A 15,027-nucleotide genomic window follows, 5' to 3' on the forward strand; every position below is an offset into this window, starting at 1 on the left:
TACATAACATTTCATTGAAAAAAACAAATTAATACCTATGATCAAGTTATCACTACGAAGTGGCATCACTTAAAAACAAAAAAGAAGTTCCAACCATGAAAGCAATTACTCTGGAAGCTTCCACCATCGCCAACCTGGCTTTTTTGGTTTCCTCAAAAGCCCGCTAAGTAAGTGAGGCGCTGGGGAGTGCCGGCTACCCCGCGTTCTCTGAGATCCTTTCCAGAGAACTCCAAAAATGCAAATAAATCCTCACTTATTCATAATTCCGCGGCCACCTTGCCAGATTGTTTTGGATTACAAAAACCACAAACAGTTTGAGCTTAATCTTGAATATTCAACCCGACTTTCAGAAATAATTGATAACCCAAAAACATTTAACGTTTCTAACACCATCGACGCTCATCTTCTAAGCGTTGGAATTCTTACTAATTCCAATATAAAAAATATTGAATGGGGGTTGGGATGAACTCTCAAAAATATTCCACATTGGCACTAAAAACATCCCCTGCGATCACGCCCCCCAAGATGTTCATGAATGGTCAAGACAATATCTCGAACATTGTACAGCAGTACTCAACACTCCCGCCCCTCAAAGCAGACTCTCGGAATTCACGGCTCGCGAACTGATTGTCCTTCCAAAGCCTTCCTGCCTGCCGGAAACCTCCCTGACAAACGTCCTGATCAACCGAAAAACTTGCCGTACCTTTACCGGAGAAGCCATTTCTCTGGAAACAGTCAGTACGCTGCTTTACCTGTCACTCGGCTATTTACATGAACGCACGAACGACATCGACGAAAGTATTGCCGAAGGCCTCCAAGCTCGGCGAAGTAGCCCATCCGGCGGCGGACTAAATGCTTGTGAAGGTTTTCTTCAGGTTCAAAACGTTGCCGGTTTGAAACCCGGTCTCTACGCCTACCACCCCACAGAACACGCGCTGAGTTTCGTCAATCGCTTACCTTTTGAACCTTTGGGGCACCTACTATGCGGGCAACATTTCATTAATAACTTGCCGGTCGGACTATTTATCACCAGTCGATTCGACAAACTATGGTGGAAATATGAGCATTCGCGAGCCTACCGAATGGCCTATATCGAAGCAGGTCACATTTCCCAGACCTTCCAATTGGTAGCTACTTCGCTGGGATTGAAAACTTGGTTGACCGGTGCATTGACGGACGATCAGGTCGAGACGCTGTTGAGGCTTGCGGACAGCCCAGAGCAACCATTGTTCTTTGTTGGTTGCGGTAAGAGCAATGGGCAAGTGATGTGCGAGGAAATGACATTATTGCTAAGCGGCAGGGAGTAAAAGTAATGACTTCACCACTTATAGACCCGTCCTCCGATTCCGCTTTGTGGCCCCAGCGCTTCACCCTAGGCGAATGGAACACCCGAGCGTCGGTACGAAGTAGCGAGTACTGCTATCTACTAGCAACGGACATAGAAAAACAACTAGAAACTCGATACTGGTTTCCCCCGGCATTCCTCCCTTACCTGAATCACTCGTCGATAAAAACAGCAGGTAGAGCTGTCGTTCATCGCCTATCCGCAAATCATTTGGTGCATTTTCTTGATTACACAACACTGCTTGAACACCGCATTGTCAATCGATCAGTCGAAACCATTGTCCACAGCGACCTCGGTATCTCCATTCCTAAACGAATGAAAACAGCCGCGCTGCAGCTCTATACCGATGAAGGTTATCACGCCCTATTCTCCAATAATCTCGCCGAGCAAATTGCTGACTTTTATGGCATGACTGATCGGCCAGTAATGCCCCAGCGAATAATAAGACTGAACGCCCTGATCGACGGCACACCGGACAGGCACAAAACACTGGCATGGTTTCTTGTTGGCTTTGTGTCGGAGACGATTATCGCCAAGGAACTGCTGGACGTATGCCGCCACACGTTAGTGTGCAGCGTTCAAGAAATGCTCAGAGACCATCTCGCGGATGAGGCGCTGCACAGTCGTTACTTTAGCGAGGTGTTCCATTATCTATGGGTGCACCTGAGCTGCGAACAGAGTACTTTTGTCGCCAAGTTGCTCTTGGAAATACTGCATATTTTCTTTGAAATTGATGAACGCTGGCTTGGCGAAAGCCTTCGCAGTGCATGCCTGGAAGAAGCAACTGTCGCGGAAATACTGACCGATATGACGAGTGAAAACGCTCATCTTCTCCGTGTACAGTCAGGTGCAGGTGCGACTCTGCAAGCATTGAAAAAAGCCGGACTCTTCGATCTGCCTGCCAATCGGCAAATTTTCTCCAAGGCAGGACTTTTCGATGAGCAATGAAAAATATGCCATATCTGCAAAAAAACGTCGGTCAGCGGTCGTTCTCTTAATGACGATGGTGCTGCTCGGAGTCTTTCCTCTCGATGTCTTGCTACCATCAGTCCCGGCCTTGGCCAATCACTTCCAAACCTCACCTGCCGACATTGCATTTTCAATCAGCTTGTTTGCTATAGGTATCTCCGTATCTCAACTGCTGATCGGACCACTTTCGGATGCAATTGGGCGCAAGGGTCTACTCCTTGCGGGAATGGCGGTCTCAATCATTGGCTCAACAGGATGTGTCCTGTCGACCGAATACACCTGGTTTTTGATGTTCCGGGTAGTCCAGGCAGTCGGTTGCGGCTGCTTCGTGCTGTCACAGGCGCTGGTTCAGGATTTGTTCGGAGGCCCAGAGCGAGATCGACTGCGAATTCTGATGGTCACGGCCAGCGGAATTTTCATTTCCGTTTCGCCATTTATGGGAAGCGTGCTGCAGCAGGCGCTGGATTGGCCGGGTAGTTTTTACCTGTTCATTGCATTGGCTGTGACCGTATTTCTCAAGGCGTATTTCTTTCTGGAGGATCAGCGTCCCGCCGGGGCCTCACGCCAGAACATCATTCATTCGTACCGACGTGTGTGTGCTGACTTGAGTTTCATGGGCTATTGGCTCATCGCGGCCATCGCTTTCACCTGCCATTTTTCCTTCATCGTAGTCTCACCGCTGATCTTCATGGATCAGTTGCAAATGTCGACCTTTGAGTTCTCCCTGACTTTGTTGATCTACGGTGCGGCTTACATAATCGGCGGGATCGCCGCCCAAGTTCTTGCCAATCGGATAGCGCCCAACACGCAAATCGTTGTCGGCCTAAGCCTGATTTTCCTCTCAGGGCTGCTGATGCTTTTACTCTCAATATCGCTGGGGCTTTCAGCCCTGACAGTATTAGTCCCTATGATTATATGTACCGTCGGCACGACCATCGCCCGCCCTATCGCCACGTCCAAAGCAATGGATGTGTTCCCCAATAACGCAGGCACTAGCGCCTCGGCGGGCAATACGTTGGTGTTTATCTTTGGCGGTCTGATCAGTGCCCTCATCAACTTGAGCGCAAGTGATCTTCAATCGACCTTGGCACTGGCATTCCTGCTGTTAAGCACCACTGCTCTAGGTCTGAACGCGCAGGTCAACCGCCGCCCTTGTAGAAGCGAGCTCGCTCGCGATCGTCGTCAACGATAAAGCTGGTTGCCTGACACCCCTTGAGTCCATCGCGAGCATGCTCGCTCCTACAGGAGATGGTCCGTGCGTCTTGTGCAAGCGCACAACCATTCCCTCCAGCCGCCAGCCGTGTAGAATCGCGAACATTCATCGCCAGTCATCCCCCGGCGGGTTTATGAGCTCAAGCTGAAGCGCGCGGCGATCCCGCAAAGTTATCGGCAACTTCCAGACACACGGCCATTTCCGGGTGTTCCAGACGTCAATAGAAGCTCACTTCCCTTTTGATACCTGATTAGCCGCCCGGAGTGCTTCATGCCTGATTACCGCTCGAAAACATCCACCCACGGCCGCAACATGGCCGGCGCCCGCGCCCTCTGGCGCGCCACGGGGATGAAAGATGACGACTTCAAAAAGCCGATCATCGCCATTGCCAACTCCTTCACCCAGTTCGTACCGGGCCACGTGCACCTCAAAGACCTGGGCCAACTGGTTGCCCGCGAAATTGAACGCGCTGGCGGCGTGGCCAAGGAATTCAACACCATCGCGGTCGATGACGGCATCGCCATGGGCCACGACGGCATGCTCTATTCGCTGCCGAGCCGCGAGATCATTGCCGACTCCGTGGAGTACATGGTCAACGCCCACTGCGCCGACGCCATCGTCTGTATCTCCAACTGCGACAAGATCACCCCCGGCATGCTGATGGCCGCCCTGCGCCTGAACATCCCGGTGATCTTCGTTTCCGGCGGCCCGATGGAAGCCGGCAAGACCAAACTCGCTTCCCACGGCCTCGACTTGGTCGACGCCATGGTGATCGCCGCCGACTCCAGCGCTTCTGACGAGAAGGTCGCCGAGTACGAGCGCAGCGCCTGCCCGACCTGCGGTTCGTGCTCCGGCATGTTCACCGCCAACTCGATGAACTGCCTGACCGAAGCCCTGGGCCTGGCCCTGCCGGGCAACGGTTCGACCCTGGCCACCCACAGCGACCGCGAGCAGCTGTTCCTGCAGGCCGGCCGCACCATCGTCGAACTGTGCAAGCGCTACTACGGCGAGAACGACGAGTCGGTGTTGCCGCGCAACATCGCCAACTTCAAGGCGTTCGAAAACGCCATGATGCTCGACATCGCCATGGGCGGTTCGACCAACACCATCCTGCACCTGCTGGCTGCCGCCCAGGAAGCCGAGATCGATTTCGACCTGCGCGACATCGACCGTCTCTCGCGCAGTGTGCCGCAACTGTGCAAAGTCGCGCCGAACATCCAGAAGTACCACATGGAAGACGTGCACCGTGCCGGCGGCATCTTCAGCATCCTCGGTTCGCTGGCCCGTGGTGGCTTGCTGCACACCGACCTGCCGACCGTGCACAGCCGCAGCATGGAAGAAGCCATCGCCAAGTGGGACATCACCCAGACCGACGACGAAGCCGTGCACCACTTCTTCAAGGCAGGCCCGGCCGGCATCCCGACGCAAACCGCGTTCAGCCAGTCGACCCGCTGGGAAACCCTCGACGACGACCGTGAAAACGGCTGCATCCGCAGCTTCGAACACGCCTACTCGAAAGAAGGCGGCCTGGCCGTTCTCTACGGCAACATCGCCCTCGACGGCTGCGTGGTGAAAACCGCCGGTGTCGACGAGTCGATCCACGTCTTCGAAGGCAACGCCAAGATCTTCGAAAGCCAGGACAGCGCCGTGCGCGGCATCCTCGCTGACGAAGTGAAGGAAGGCGACATCGTCATCATCCGTTACGAAGGCCCGAAAGGCGGCCCGGGCATGCAGGAAATGCTCTACCCGACTTCGTACCTGAAATCCAAAGGCCTGGGCAAAGCCTGCGCCCTGCTCACCGACGGCCGTTTCTCTGGCGGCACCTCGGGCCTGTCCATCGGCCACGCTTCGCCGGAAGCCGCCGCGGGTGGCGCCATCGGCCTGGTGCAGGACGGCGACAAGGTGTTGATCGACATTCCGAACCGCTCGATCAACCTGTTGGTCAGCGACGAAGAACTGGCGGCCCGCCGTGTCGAGCAAGACAAGAAGGGCTGGAAACCGGTGGAAGTGCGTCCACGTAAAGTGACCACCGCCCTGAAAGCCTACGCCCTGCTGGCGACCAGCGCCGACAAGGGTGCGGTGCGTAACAAGGCGATGCTTGACGGGCTGTAAGGCTCAAGCGTTGAACAGAAAATGCCCCGCCAAGTGCGGGGCATTTTTGTTTCTGCCAATCACCTTTCACCTGTAGGAGCGAGCTTGCTCCGGGCGGCGTTCCGACGATGGATGACAGAGCACCTCCAGGTATCAGGCAGCCAGCGTCATCGTTGACGACCATCGCGAGCATGCTCGCTCCTACAGGGATGGATCGGTTACTGGATCTCTTCAGGCTTGACGATCACCCAGTTCTTGTCCGCCGTCACCGGCAGCCCTTCCTTGGCCTGGGCCGCGGCGTTCTTGGCCATCATGCCGTTGAGCTGGGTCATGTACTTGTCCTTGCGATTGACCCACAGGTGAATGCCGCCCTTGGCCACGTCGACGCCGTGGAACAGCATGTAGCCGTCGCTGGTCGGGGTATCGCCGCCGACCAGAACCGGCTTTTTCCATTCGTCGATGTAGGTCAGGATCGCCGCGTGTTTGCCAGCCATCCAGGTCGCCGGGGTCCACAGGTACGGGGTCAGTTCGAGGCCGAGGTTGGTCTTCTCGTCATACTTGCCGGCGGTGATCTGCTTGCGCGCGGTGGTCAGTTCGCCGGTTTTCGGGTCCTTGAGCAGCATCGACACGCCGATCACGTTTTCCGGTTTGACGTTGTAGCCGTATTTCGGATCGGCCGCGACCATGCGCACCAGCTCTTCGGAGGCGGCGGTCATCACGTAGACTTCGATGCCGTTCTCCATCAGCTTGTTGTAGAGCTCTTGCTGGCCGGTGAAGAGTTTCGGCGGATTGACGTCGAGCTTCTTGACCACATCGCCTTCGTAATAAGTGGCCGGAACCGGTTTGCCGGACGCCATCATCTCGTCGACATAGCCCTTGAGTTCCTTCAGCGTGAAGCCGGAGAACACCTGGGCGACCCACGGGTAGCAGACCATGTCATCCACTTCGCAGAGGCGATAGTAGTAGCTGAACAGGCTTTCCTTGTGGTCGGCGGTGTCCTTGAACGGCATCAGTTTCAGCGAGGGATCAAGCTTCTCGCGGGTGATCAGGCCCTTGTTTTCCATGTACGGCAGCAACGACTCTTCGAGGTCGTAGCGGTAACTGGTGTTGTCCATGTCGAACACCGCGTAGTTACCCTTGTTGGCGTTGGCGGCGATCATGGCGTCCAGCGCCTTGGCCTGGTCAGCCGGCCAGTGTTTCAGATCCGTTGCCATGACCTGTCCGGCGAGGCCGAGGCACAGTGCTGCTGCCAGCAGTTTCGGTGCGAACTTCATCGAAATATCTCCCTGATAGAAAGACATCGACGCTAACAAATAAGTGTGACAGTCCTCGTCTGTCAGCGACCGTGCGCGTCCCTTTCGCGTCAGTTGCATTTCCCTCAGCGACATTCGCTTATTCCAAAAACGACAGTCACCCTCTGTTTTTGATATTAAATGATTGGAATTCAAGCTGTTAGGCTTGCCGGTTCGCAGCTGCCCGGGAAGGCAGTTGGCAAAGTCTTTTTCGGAGTGTTCATGAATCTGCCGCTGATCCTCAATCTGCTGGTATTCCTAGCCCTGCTCTTCGGTCTGGCGCAAACCCGCCACACGACCTGGAGCCTGGCGAAAAAAGTCCTGCTCGCGTTGGCGCTGGGCGTGCTGTTCGGTGTGGCGTTGCACACAATTTACGGTGCCGGCAACCCGGTACTGAAAGCCTCGATCGGCTGGTTCGATCTGGTCGGCAACGGCTACGTGCAATTGCTGCAAATGATCGTGATCCCGCTGGTGTTTGCCTCGATCCTTAGCGCCGTGGCCCGTCTGCACAACGCCTCGTCCCTGGGCAAGATCAGCTTCCTGACCATCGGCACGCTGCTGTTCACCACCGCCATCGCGGCGCTGATCGGCATCGGCCTGACCAACCTGTTCGGCCTGACCGCCGAAGGTCTGGTGGCCGGCACCCAGGAAATGGCGCGCCTGCAAACCATCCAGAGCGACTACGCCGGCAAGGTCGCCGACCTGAATGTGCCGCAGTTGCTGCTGTCGTTCATTCCGCAGAACCCGTTCGCCGATCTGGCGCGGGCCAAGCCGACGTCGATCATCAGCGTGGTGATCTTTGCCGCGTTCATGGGCGTTGCCGCACTGCAACTGCTCAAGGATGACGCGGAAAAAGGTCAGAAAGTGATCAACGCCATCGACACCCTGCAAGCCTGGGTGATGCGCCTGGTGCGCCTGGTGATGAAGCTGACCCCCTACGGTGTACTGGCGCTGATGACCAAAGTGGTCGCCGGCTCCAACCTGCAAGACATCATCAAGCTCGGCAGTTTCGTGGTGGTGTCCTACATAGGCCTGGGCCTGATGTTTGTCGTGCATGGCCTGCTGGTGTCGGCCGCCGGGATCAACCCGCTGCGCTTCTTCCGCAAGGTCTGGCCGGTGCTGACGTTCGCCTTCACCAGCCGTTCCAGCGCGGCGACTATCCCGTTGAGCATCGAAGCGCAAACCCGCCGCCTGGGCATCCCGTCGTCCATCGCCAGTTTCGCCGCCTCGTTCGGTGCGACCATCGGCCAGAACGGCTGTGCCGGTCTGTACCCGGCGATGTTGGCGGTGATGGTTGCGCCAACCGTAGGCATCAACCCGCTGGATCCGCTGTGGATCGCAACGCTGGTGGCGATTGTGACGCTGAGCTCGGCCGGTGTGGCCGGTGTCGGTGGCGGCGCAACCTTTGCCGCACTGATCGTGCTGCCAGCGATGGGCTTGCCAGTGTCACTGGTGGCGTTGCTGATTTCGGTCGAGCCGCTGATTGATATGGGTCGTACGGCGTTGAACGTGAGCGGATCGATGACGGCCGGTGCGATCACCAGCCAGATCATGCAACAGACTGACAAGGCACTGCTGGATGCCGATGAGCTTGCAGAGTTGGCGCAGGCTTAACGGTTGAACCACCTTGTGGCGAGGGAGCTTGCTCCCGCTGGGTCGCGAAGCGACCCCAAACTGGCCGATGCAATCTTCCAGTAAGAATGCGATGCCGGCTTTTTGGGTCTGCTGCGCAGCCCAGCGGGAGCAAGCTCCCTCGCCACAAGGTCAGGCTTTTTCCCAGACTTCGAAGTTGTACGCCGGCTTGTCGCCTTCGGCCGGATTCGGCACATCCGACACCAGTTTCCACTGGTTCAAATCAAACTCCGGAAACCACGCATCGCCTTCCGGGCTCAGCGCCACGCGGGTCAGGTACAGGCGATCGGCCTGAGCCAGCCCCTGCGCATACAGCTGCGCACCGCCAATCAGCATCAGTTCGTCGACGCCCTGCTCTTTCGCCCATTGCTCGGCGCGCACCACGGCGGCTTCCAGCGACGGATACACCTCCGCGCCTTCCAGCAGTAGATCGGTCTGACGGCTGACGACGATATTCAAGCGACCCGGAAGTGGACGACCGAGGGAATCCCAGGTCTTGCGACCCATGATGATCGGCTTGCCCAGGGTAGTGGCCTTGAAGTATTTGAAATCCCCTGGCAGGTGCCAGGGCATGCTGTTGTCGACGCCGATCACACGGTTTTCACCGAGGGCTGCGATCAGGCTTAGAGGGAGTGATTTAGTCATGTTGGTGAGGATACCAGAGCCGCGCTTTCGCCGATAAGCGCCACAGCGGTTATGCTCACAGCTCAATTGAGCGACGGGATGCCGCGTGACTGAACTGAATAACCTCTGGCTGACAGAAACCATCCGCCTGCGCGAAGAGCACGCCGGTCCCCTGGACGATCTGGAAGCCAACCGATTGGCCCGCGCCGCCGGCGGCGACTTGCCGTCGCGCATCAAGCGTCGCGCCCTGTGGCTGGCTGAACGCGATGGCTTGGCGACGGCTCTGAAACACTGGCTGCAAGGTGCGCGGCTGGCACTGATCGTGCTCGCCATCCTGGCCGTGATCAGCGGCGCGGGCCTGGCATTTGCCGCACTGGGCCAAGCGCCGGTGAACGTGTTCTGGGCGTTGGGCAGCCTGCTCGGACTCAACCTGATCCTGCTGCTGAGCTGGGCCCTGGGGCTGATCTTCGCTGGCGAGCACGGCGCCAGCCTTGGGCGTTTGTGGCTGTGGCTCAGCGAAAAACTCGCCCGGGACGCCAAGGCCGCACAACTGGCGCCTGCCTTGCTCCTGCTGTTGCAGCGGCAGAAACTCAATCGCTGGGCCATCGGCGTGCTGGTCAACAGTCTGTGGTTGCTGGCGATGGTCAGTGCCCTGGTGATCCTGCTGATGCTGATGGCCACCCGGCGCTACGGTTTTGTCTGGGAAACCACCATTCTCAGTGCCGATACCTTCATCACCGTGACCCAGGCGCTCGGCGCCTTGCCCGCCCTGCTCGGCTTCAACGTGCCCACCGTGGACATGATCCGCGCCAGTGGTGACAGCGCGCTGAACATCGAAAGCGCCCGGCAGGCCTGGGCCACCTGGCTGGTAGGCGTATTGCTCGTATACGGCGTGCTGCCGCGGTTGTTGCTCGCCGGGTTTTGTCTGTGGCGCTGGAAAGCCGGACAGGCTGCACTCAAACTCGACCTGAACCTGCCCGGTTACGCGCAATTGCGTGAACGGCTGATGCCCTCCAGCGAACGCCTGGGTGTGAGCGACGCCGCACCGACGCAACTGCATCGCGTAGAAAGCGGGGTCAGTGAGCAGCAAACCGATGGCGCCTTGCTGGTGGGCATCGAACTGGACGACGACCGCCCGTGGCCGCCGAATTTGCCAAAAAACGTCAGCAACGCCGGTATTCTCGACAGCCGCGAATCCCGGCAAAAACTCCTTGAACAACTTAGCCGCTTTCCGCCCGCGCGCCTGGCCATCGCTTGCGATCCGCGGCGCTCGCCGGACCGCGGCAGCCTGGCCTTGATCGCCGAGCTGGCCCGCAGCGCCGGTGCTACCCGCGTCTGGTTGCTGCAAGCGCCACCCGGCGAGGCGCTGGATGCCGAACGCCTGGGTGACTGGCATGTCGCCCTGCAACAGCTGGAGTTGCCGTTCGCCGATTGCATGCCGCTGAACTGGTTGGAGAAGGGTCATGACTGATGCCTGGCAACAGCCGCTGAAACTCGCCGTGGTCGGCCATACCAATGTCGGCAAGACCTCGTTGCTGCGCACCCTCACCCGGGATGTCGGTTTTGGTGAAGTGTCCCATCGCCCCAGCACCACGCGGCATGTCGAGGGGGCACGGCTGTCGGTGGACGGTGAGCCGTTGCTCGATCTTTACGACACTCCAGGTCTGGAAGACGCGATCGCTTTGCTCGACTATCTCGAACGTCTTGAGCGTCCTGGCGAACGACTGGATGGGCCGGCGCGGCTGGCGCGCTTTCTTGAGGGCAGCGAAGCCCGGCAGCGCTTCGAACAGGAAGCCAAAGTCCTTCGGCAACTGCTCGCCTCGGACGCCGGTCTCTATGTGATCGACGCCCGCGAGCCGGTGCTGGCCAAATACCGCGATGAGCTGGAAGTGCTGGCCAGTTGCGGCAAGCCGCTGCTGCCGGTGCTGAATTTCGTCAGTAGCGACAACCACCGCGAGCCCGCCTGGCGTGAAGCCCTGGCGCGTTTGGGCCTGCATGCGCTGGTGCGTTTCGACAGCGTTGCGCCGCCGGAAGATGGCGAACGAAGGCTTTATGAGAGCCTCGCCTTGCTGCTGGAAACCGCTCGGCCACAATTGGAACGCCTGATCGCCGATCAACAGGCGCAACGCCTGGCCCGTCAGCAAAGTGCAGCGCAATTGATTGCTGAATTATTGATCGACTGTGCGGCCTGCCGTCGTAGCGTGGTCAGCAATGCCGAACAGGAGCAGCACGCGATCAGCGAATTGCGCAAAGCGGTGCGCCAGCGTGAACAGCGTTGTGTCGAGGCCTTGCTCAAGCTGTTTGCCTTCCGTCCACAGGATGCCGCGGCCAGTGACTTGCCGCTGCTCGATGGCCGCTGGGGCGATGACCTGTTCAACCCGGAAACCCTCAAGCAATTGGGCGTGCGCGTAGGGGGCGGGATCGCTGCCGGGGCGGCCGCGGGTGCCGGTGTGGATCTGCTGGTGGGTGGCATCACGCTCGGCGCCGCCGCGCTGGCCGGGGCGATTGCCGGTGGTGCACTGCAAACGGCGCGCAGTTATGGCAGCCGCTTGATGGGCAAGATCAAAGGCCAGCGCGAGCTGACCGTCGATGACAATGTGTTGCGACTGTTGGCACTGCGCCAGCGGCAACTTCTACAAGCGCTCAATGCCCGCGGGCACGCGGCCATGGACAGCATTCAGGTGGAGACACCTCAGGACAAGAGCTGGCGCGAGGGAAAATTGCCAGAGGCGTTGAACAAGGCACGGGCGCATCCGCAGTGGTCGTCGCTCAACCCGCACCCGAAGTTGAATCAGGCTGAGCGACAGGAGCAGATTGAGGCTTTGGCGCAGCAGCTTTGAAACCCGGATCTTTTGGGCTGTCGGTACTGACCCCATTGTTCCCACATGAATGGTATGACCGACATAAGTCCTCTGTGGGAGCGAGCTTGCTCGCGATAGGCGCGCCTCAGTGCAGAGGCTCTATGCAGCCAACAGCCGCACCGCCTTGTCCTTCAACACCGCCAGATCAATCACCGGCACGTGCATCTCTTTCGCCAACTCGTCCCACTGGCGCATGCGCAAGCTCACCTCACACAACGGGTCCTGCTCAAACGCCTCGGCCTCTTCAGCCGTCATCACTCCACCCTGATATTCCAGCGTCCGGCGGCTGGCTTCACTCAAGCGCTCGTAGTACCCCGGCTCCTTGAGGGTCAGATAACGCTTGGCCTGCACGTGGTATTCAACCAGCCGCGCCATGCGCTCGCTGAAACCGGCGCGACGCAGGTAGTCAGCGCCAAGACGCTCATGGCTGACCACGCCAAAACCACCCATATTCTCTGCGCTTTCGCCACAGATGTGCCCGATGTCATGGAAAAACGCCGCCAGAATCACTTCGTCATCGTAGCCTTCGGCCATGGCCAGTTCGGCCGCCTGGGACATGTGCTCGATCTGCGACACCGGCTCGCCGATGTAATCGCTGTCGCCAAAGCGCTCGTACAAACCGAAGACTTCAGCGATCACCTGCTCATTGCGCTGCATCAGATTTCTCCCAATACCGTGGCGATGTTACGTTCGGCCATTGCCGGGCCGACGCTCATGCCGACGCCCGTGTGCATCAATGCCGCACTCACACCCTTGGCCGGGCGCAGGAACGAAAACGGTCCAGGCCCCCGTGAACCATAGACGCCCTGCCAACGTTCGAGCACCTGCACCTTGCAGCCCAAGGTTTGCTCGGCCAGCTCGATCATCCAGTCATCCACCTGTTCGGCGTTGAATGGCGATGGATCGCGGCCATAGTGGTGGGAATCACCGATGATCAGCTCGCCATAAGGCGTCGGGCTGATCAGCAGGTGAATGCCGTTTTCATGCAGGTGCGGCGCGTAACGCAGAATTTCAGCCTGCACCGCTGCCGCTTCCGGCAGATCGGCGAAAGCGCCGTAGTGCACGCAGCTCAAACCGGTGAGCAAGGCATGTTGCAGGTTCAGGTTGACCTGCGGGCGGGCGCGGAGCATTTGCAGGCGGCAGATTTGCGGCTCGAGCTCGGCGATCTGTTCGGCCAGCAGGGTCTGGTAGTCATGACCTGAGCAGACGATGATCTGCTCGGCGCTGAAACTGCCGGCGGTGCTGTGCAGGCGACCCGGCTCGATGTCGCGCACCAGGGTGGAAAAATGGAAGGTGACGCCCAGGTCGCGACGCAGGAAGTCGATCAGTGCCGGAATCGCTTCGCGCGAATACAGTTGTTGGTCGTCCATGCCGTGCAACGCAGCACGGTGGTGGCGGAACTGGCCGCCGTACAAATCCCTCAATGCGGCACCGCGCAGAAGGTTGACGCGGTATTCGTGCTCGACCGCGCGACCGGCGCAGAAGGCTTCCAGCAACTGTTCTTCCGACTCGGTGCGGGCAAACAGATACGAGCCATTGCGCTTGAGTTGCAGGCCTGCCAGTTGCGTCCAGTCGCCCCAGATCTCGCGACTGGCGCGGGCCAGTTCCAGCATAGGTCCCGGCGGCTGGCCGGTGACCAGCGCCTGGCCGAAGTTACGCACCGAAGCGCCGACCGGGGTTTCGCTGCGTTCGAAAACGGTGACCTTGAGACCGCGCTTGGCTGCCGCATAGGCATGGGACAAGCCCAGGATGCCGGCGCCGACGATCAGCATGTCGTTGTGTTGTGTCATCTGGATGATGTCCCGCTCTTTGTGGCGAGGGAGCTTGCTCCCGTTGGAGTGTGAAGCAGTCCCCGCAATGAAGGCGTGGAGTCAACAGACCGACCCGGTACGCTTAAATTGCGACTGCTGCGCAGCCGAACGGGAGCAAGCTCCCTCGCCACAAGTTTTTAGTCAGTTACTTGGCGACCACTTTCTCGGACTTGCCGTCATAGCGTTTGCGCCATTCGGTCAGGATCTCGTCGCGGTTCTTCGAAGCCCAGGCGAAGTCGTTCTTGATCAAGCGCTGCTCGTAGTCGGCCGGCAGCTCGGTTTGTGGCTTGGCGATGCCAGGCTGGGCGAGTACGGCGAAGTTTTCTTTGTACAGGTCCATCGCCTCGGGGCTGGCAGAGAAGTCAGCCAGTTTCTTCGCGGCTTCTTCATGGGCAGTGCCCTTGATCACGGCGGTCGCTTCGATTTCCCAGCCCAGGCCTTCCTTCGGCAGGATGATGTCCAGAGGTGCGCCCTGGCGTTTCAACTGAACAGCCGGGTACTCAAAGGAAATACCAATCGGGAACTCGCCGGCGGCGGCCAGTTTGCACGGCTTGGAACCGGAGTGAACGTACTGGCCGATGTTCTGGTGCAGGCCATCCATGTAAGCCCAGCCCTGCTTCTCGCCGAAGGTTTGCAGCCAGGCGCTGACGTCGAGGAAACCGGTGCCGGACGAGGCCGGGTTCGGCATCACGATCTTGCCCTTGTACTCAGGCTTGGTCAGGTCTTGCCAGCTCACCGGCTTGGTCAGGCCCTGTTTTTCCGCTTCGACGGTGTTGAAGCAGATGGTCGCGGCCCAAACGTCCATGCCGACCCAGGCTGGCGGATTGGCGGCGTCACGGTAGTTCGCGCCGATCTTGCCCAGGTCCTTCGGCGCGTAGCTTTGCAGCATACCTTGCTGATCGAGAATCGCCAGGCTGGAAGCAGCCAGGCCCCAGACAGCATCAGCCTGCGGGCGGGCTTTTTCGGCCAGCAGCTTGGCGGTGATGATGCCGGTGGAATCACGTACCCACTTGATTTCAACGTCCGGGTTGGCCTTTTCGAACGCCGCCTTGTAAGCGGTCAGCTGCTCGGCTTCGAGGGCGGTGTATACCGTCAACTCGGTTTTCGCCGCAAAGGCGTTCAGGCTGAAAGCGGAGAGAACAGCAGCGGCCAGGGCCAGGGGCTTGAACATGTCGTTTTACCTTTTTGT

The 15,027-nt window shown here is 58.7% G+C and carries 11 protein-coding genes and 1 pseudogene; 7 read left to right on the plus strand and 5 right to left on the minus strand.

What is annotated here, in order from left to right:
* Nucleotides 1-235 precede the first annotated feature (235 nt).
* The 4 genes and pseudogenes from EIY72_RS05650 (at nt 236) to ilvD (ending at nt 5,639) form a co-directional block, all read left to right on the plus strand.
* Nucleotides 236-1,307: pseudogene (locus EIY72_RS05650) on the plus strand (SagB family peptide dehydrogenase).
* Between the two features lie 5 nt (nt 1,308-1,312).
* On the plus strand, nt 1,313-2,293 hold the full coding sequence (locus tag EIY72_RS05655; protein ID WP_093229034.1) for a diiron oxygenase: 981 nt from the start codon (nt 1,313-1,315) through the stop codon (nt 2,291-2,293).
* Nucleotides 2,283-3,506 (plus strand): multidrug effflux MFS transporter, encoded by a 1,224-nt coding sequence (locus tag EIY72_RS05660; RefSeq protein ID WP_093229032.1) that lies wholly within the window; start codon nt 2,283-2,285, stop codon nt 3,504-3,506. Before EIY72_RS05655 ends, EIY72_RS05660 begins: the two co-directional genes overlap by 11 nt.
* A 291-nt stretch (nt 3,507-3,797) precedes the next feature.
* Entirely contained in the window at nt 3,798-5,639 is a 1,842-nt protein-coding gene (gene ilvD / locus EIY72_RS05665) for a dihydroxy-acid dehydratase (protein WP_093229029.1), read from the plus strand.
* Between the two features lie 197 nt (nt 5,640-5,836).
* Here ilvD and EIY72_RS05670 read toward each other — a convergent pair whose 3' ends face one another.
* Nucleotides 5,837-6,892 (minus strand): HAD family hydrolase, encoded by a 1,056-nt coding sequence (locus EIY72_RS05670; RefSeq protein ID WP_093229027.1) that lies wholly within the window; start codon nt 6,890-6,892, stop codon nt 5,837-5,839.
* 240 nt (nt 6,893-7,132) lie between these two features.
* Between EIY72_RS05670 and EIY72_RS05675 the strand changes: the two genes are divergently transcribed.
* The gene (locus EIY72_RS05675) at nt 7,133-8,524 is read left to right on the plus strand and encodes an L-cystine transporter (protein ID WP_093229024.1); all 1,392 of its coding nucleotides are present in this window, start codon (nt 7,133-7,135) and stop codon (nt 8,522-8,524) included.
* A 150-nt stretch (nt 8,525-8,674) separates the two neighbouring features.
* Here EIY72_RS05675 and EIY72_RS05680 read toward each other — a convergent pair whose 3' ends face one another.
* The gene (locus tag EIY72_RS05680) at nt 8,675-9,187 is read right to left on the minus strand and encodes a dihydrofolate reductase (RefSeq protein WP_093229021.1); all 513 of its coding nucleotides are present in this window, start codon (nt 9,185-9,187) and stop codon (nt 8,675-8,677) included.
* Nucleotides 9,188-9,272: 85 nt separating this feature from the next.
* On the opposite strand from EIY72_RS05680, the gene EIY72_RS05685 reads away from it, so the two are divergent.
* A complete protein-coding gene (locus EIY72_RS05685; RefSeq protein ID WP_093229017.1) occupies nt 9,273-10,637 on the plus strand; it encodes a DUF2868 domain-containing protein in 1,365 nt (454 codons plus the stop codon).
* Nucleotides 10,630-12,006: a GTPase/DUF3482 domain-containing protein gene (locus EIY72_RS05690; protein ID WP_093229014.1), complete on the plus strand. Its 1,377-nt coding sequence runs from the start codon at nt 10,630-10,632 to the stop codon at nt 12,004-12,006. Before EIY72_RS05685 ends, EIY72_RS05690 begins: the two co-directional genes overlap by 8 nt.
* A 120-nt stretch (nt 12,007-12,126) precedes the next feature.
* Here EIY72_RS05690 and EIY72_RS05695 read toward each other — a convergent pair whose 3' ends face one another.
* From EIY72_RS05695 to EIY72_RS05705, 3 genes are all read right to left on the minus strand, one after another.
* The gene (locus EIY72_RS05695; protein WP_093229011.1) at nt 12,127-12,684 is read right to left on the minus strand and encodes a phosphonate degradation HD-domain oxygenase; all 558 of its coding nucleotides are present in this window, start codon (nt 12,682-12,684) and stop codon (nt 12,127-12,129) included.
* Nucleotides 12,684-13,817 carry a TIGR03364 family FAD-dependent oxidoreductase gene (locus EIY72_RS05700; RefSeq protein WP_093229008.1) on the minus strand — a complete coding sequence of 378 codons (1,134 nt, stop codon included), beginning with the start codon at nt 13,815-13,817 and terminating at the stop codon, nt 12,684-12,686. Before EIY72_RS05700 ends, EIY72_RS05695 begins: the two co-directional genes overlap by 1 nt.
* Nucleotides 13,818-13,983: 166 nt before the next feature.
* Nucleotides 13,984-15,009: a putative 2-aminoethylphosphonate ABC transporter substrate-binding protein gene (locus EIY72_RS05705; protein ID WP_093229005.1), complete on the minus strand. Its 1,026-nt coding sequence runs from the start codon at nt 15,007-15,009 to the stop codon at nt 13,984-13,986.
* Nucleotides 15,010-15,027 lie beyond the last annotated feature (18 nt).

The sequence above is a fragment of the Pseudomonas vancouverensis genome (assembly GCF_004348895.1).
Lineage (GTDB): Bacteria > Pseudomonadota > Gammaproteobacteria > Pseudomonadales > Pseudomonadaceae > Aquipseudomonas > Aquipseudomonas vancouverensis.

Bases quoted from the DNA above. Each gene is read 5' to 3' on its own strand.
- EIY72_RS05655 (WP_093229034.1), top strand. From the start codon at position 1,313: ATGACTTCACCACTTATAGACCCGTCCTCCGATTCCGCTTTGTGGCCC.
- EIY72_RS05700 (WP_093229008.1), bottom strand. From the start codon at position 13,817: ATGACACAACACAACGACATGCTGATCGTCGGCGCCGGCATCCTGGGC.
- EIY72_RS05690 (WP_093229014.1), top strand. From the start codon at position 10,630: ATGACTGATGCCTGGCAACAGCCGCTGAAACTCGCCGTGGTCGGCCAT.
- EIY72_RS05660 (WP_093229032.1), top strand. From the start codon at position 2,283: ATGAGCAATGAAAAATATGCCATATCTGCAAAAAAACGTCGGTCAGCG.
- EIY72_RS05705 (WP_093229005.1), bottom strand. From the start codon at position 15,009: ATGTTCAAGCCCCTGGCCCTGGCCGCTGCTGTTCTCTCCGCTTTCAGC.
- EIY72_RS05675 (WP_093229024.1), top strand. From the start codon at position 7,133: ATGAATCTGCCGCTGATCCTCAATCTGCTGGTATTCCTAGCCCTGCTC.
- EIY72_RS05695 (WP_093229011.1), bottom strand. From the start codon at position 12,684: ATGCAGCGCAATGAGCAGGTGATCGCTGAAGTCTTCGGTTTGTACGAG.
- EIY72_RS05680 (WP_093229021.1), bottom strand. From the start codon at position 9,187: ATGACTAAATCACTCCCTCTAAGCCTGATCGCAGCCCTCGGTGAAAAC.
- ilvD (WP_093229029.1), top strand. From the start codon at position 3,798: ATGCCTGATTACCGCTCGAAAACATCCACCCACGGCCGCAACATGGCC.
- EIY72_RS05670 (WP_093229027.1), bottom strand. From the start codon at position 6,892: ATGAAGTTCGCACCGAAACTGCTGGCAGCAGCACTGTGCCTCGGCCTC.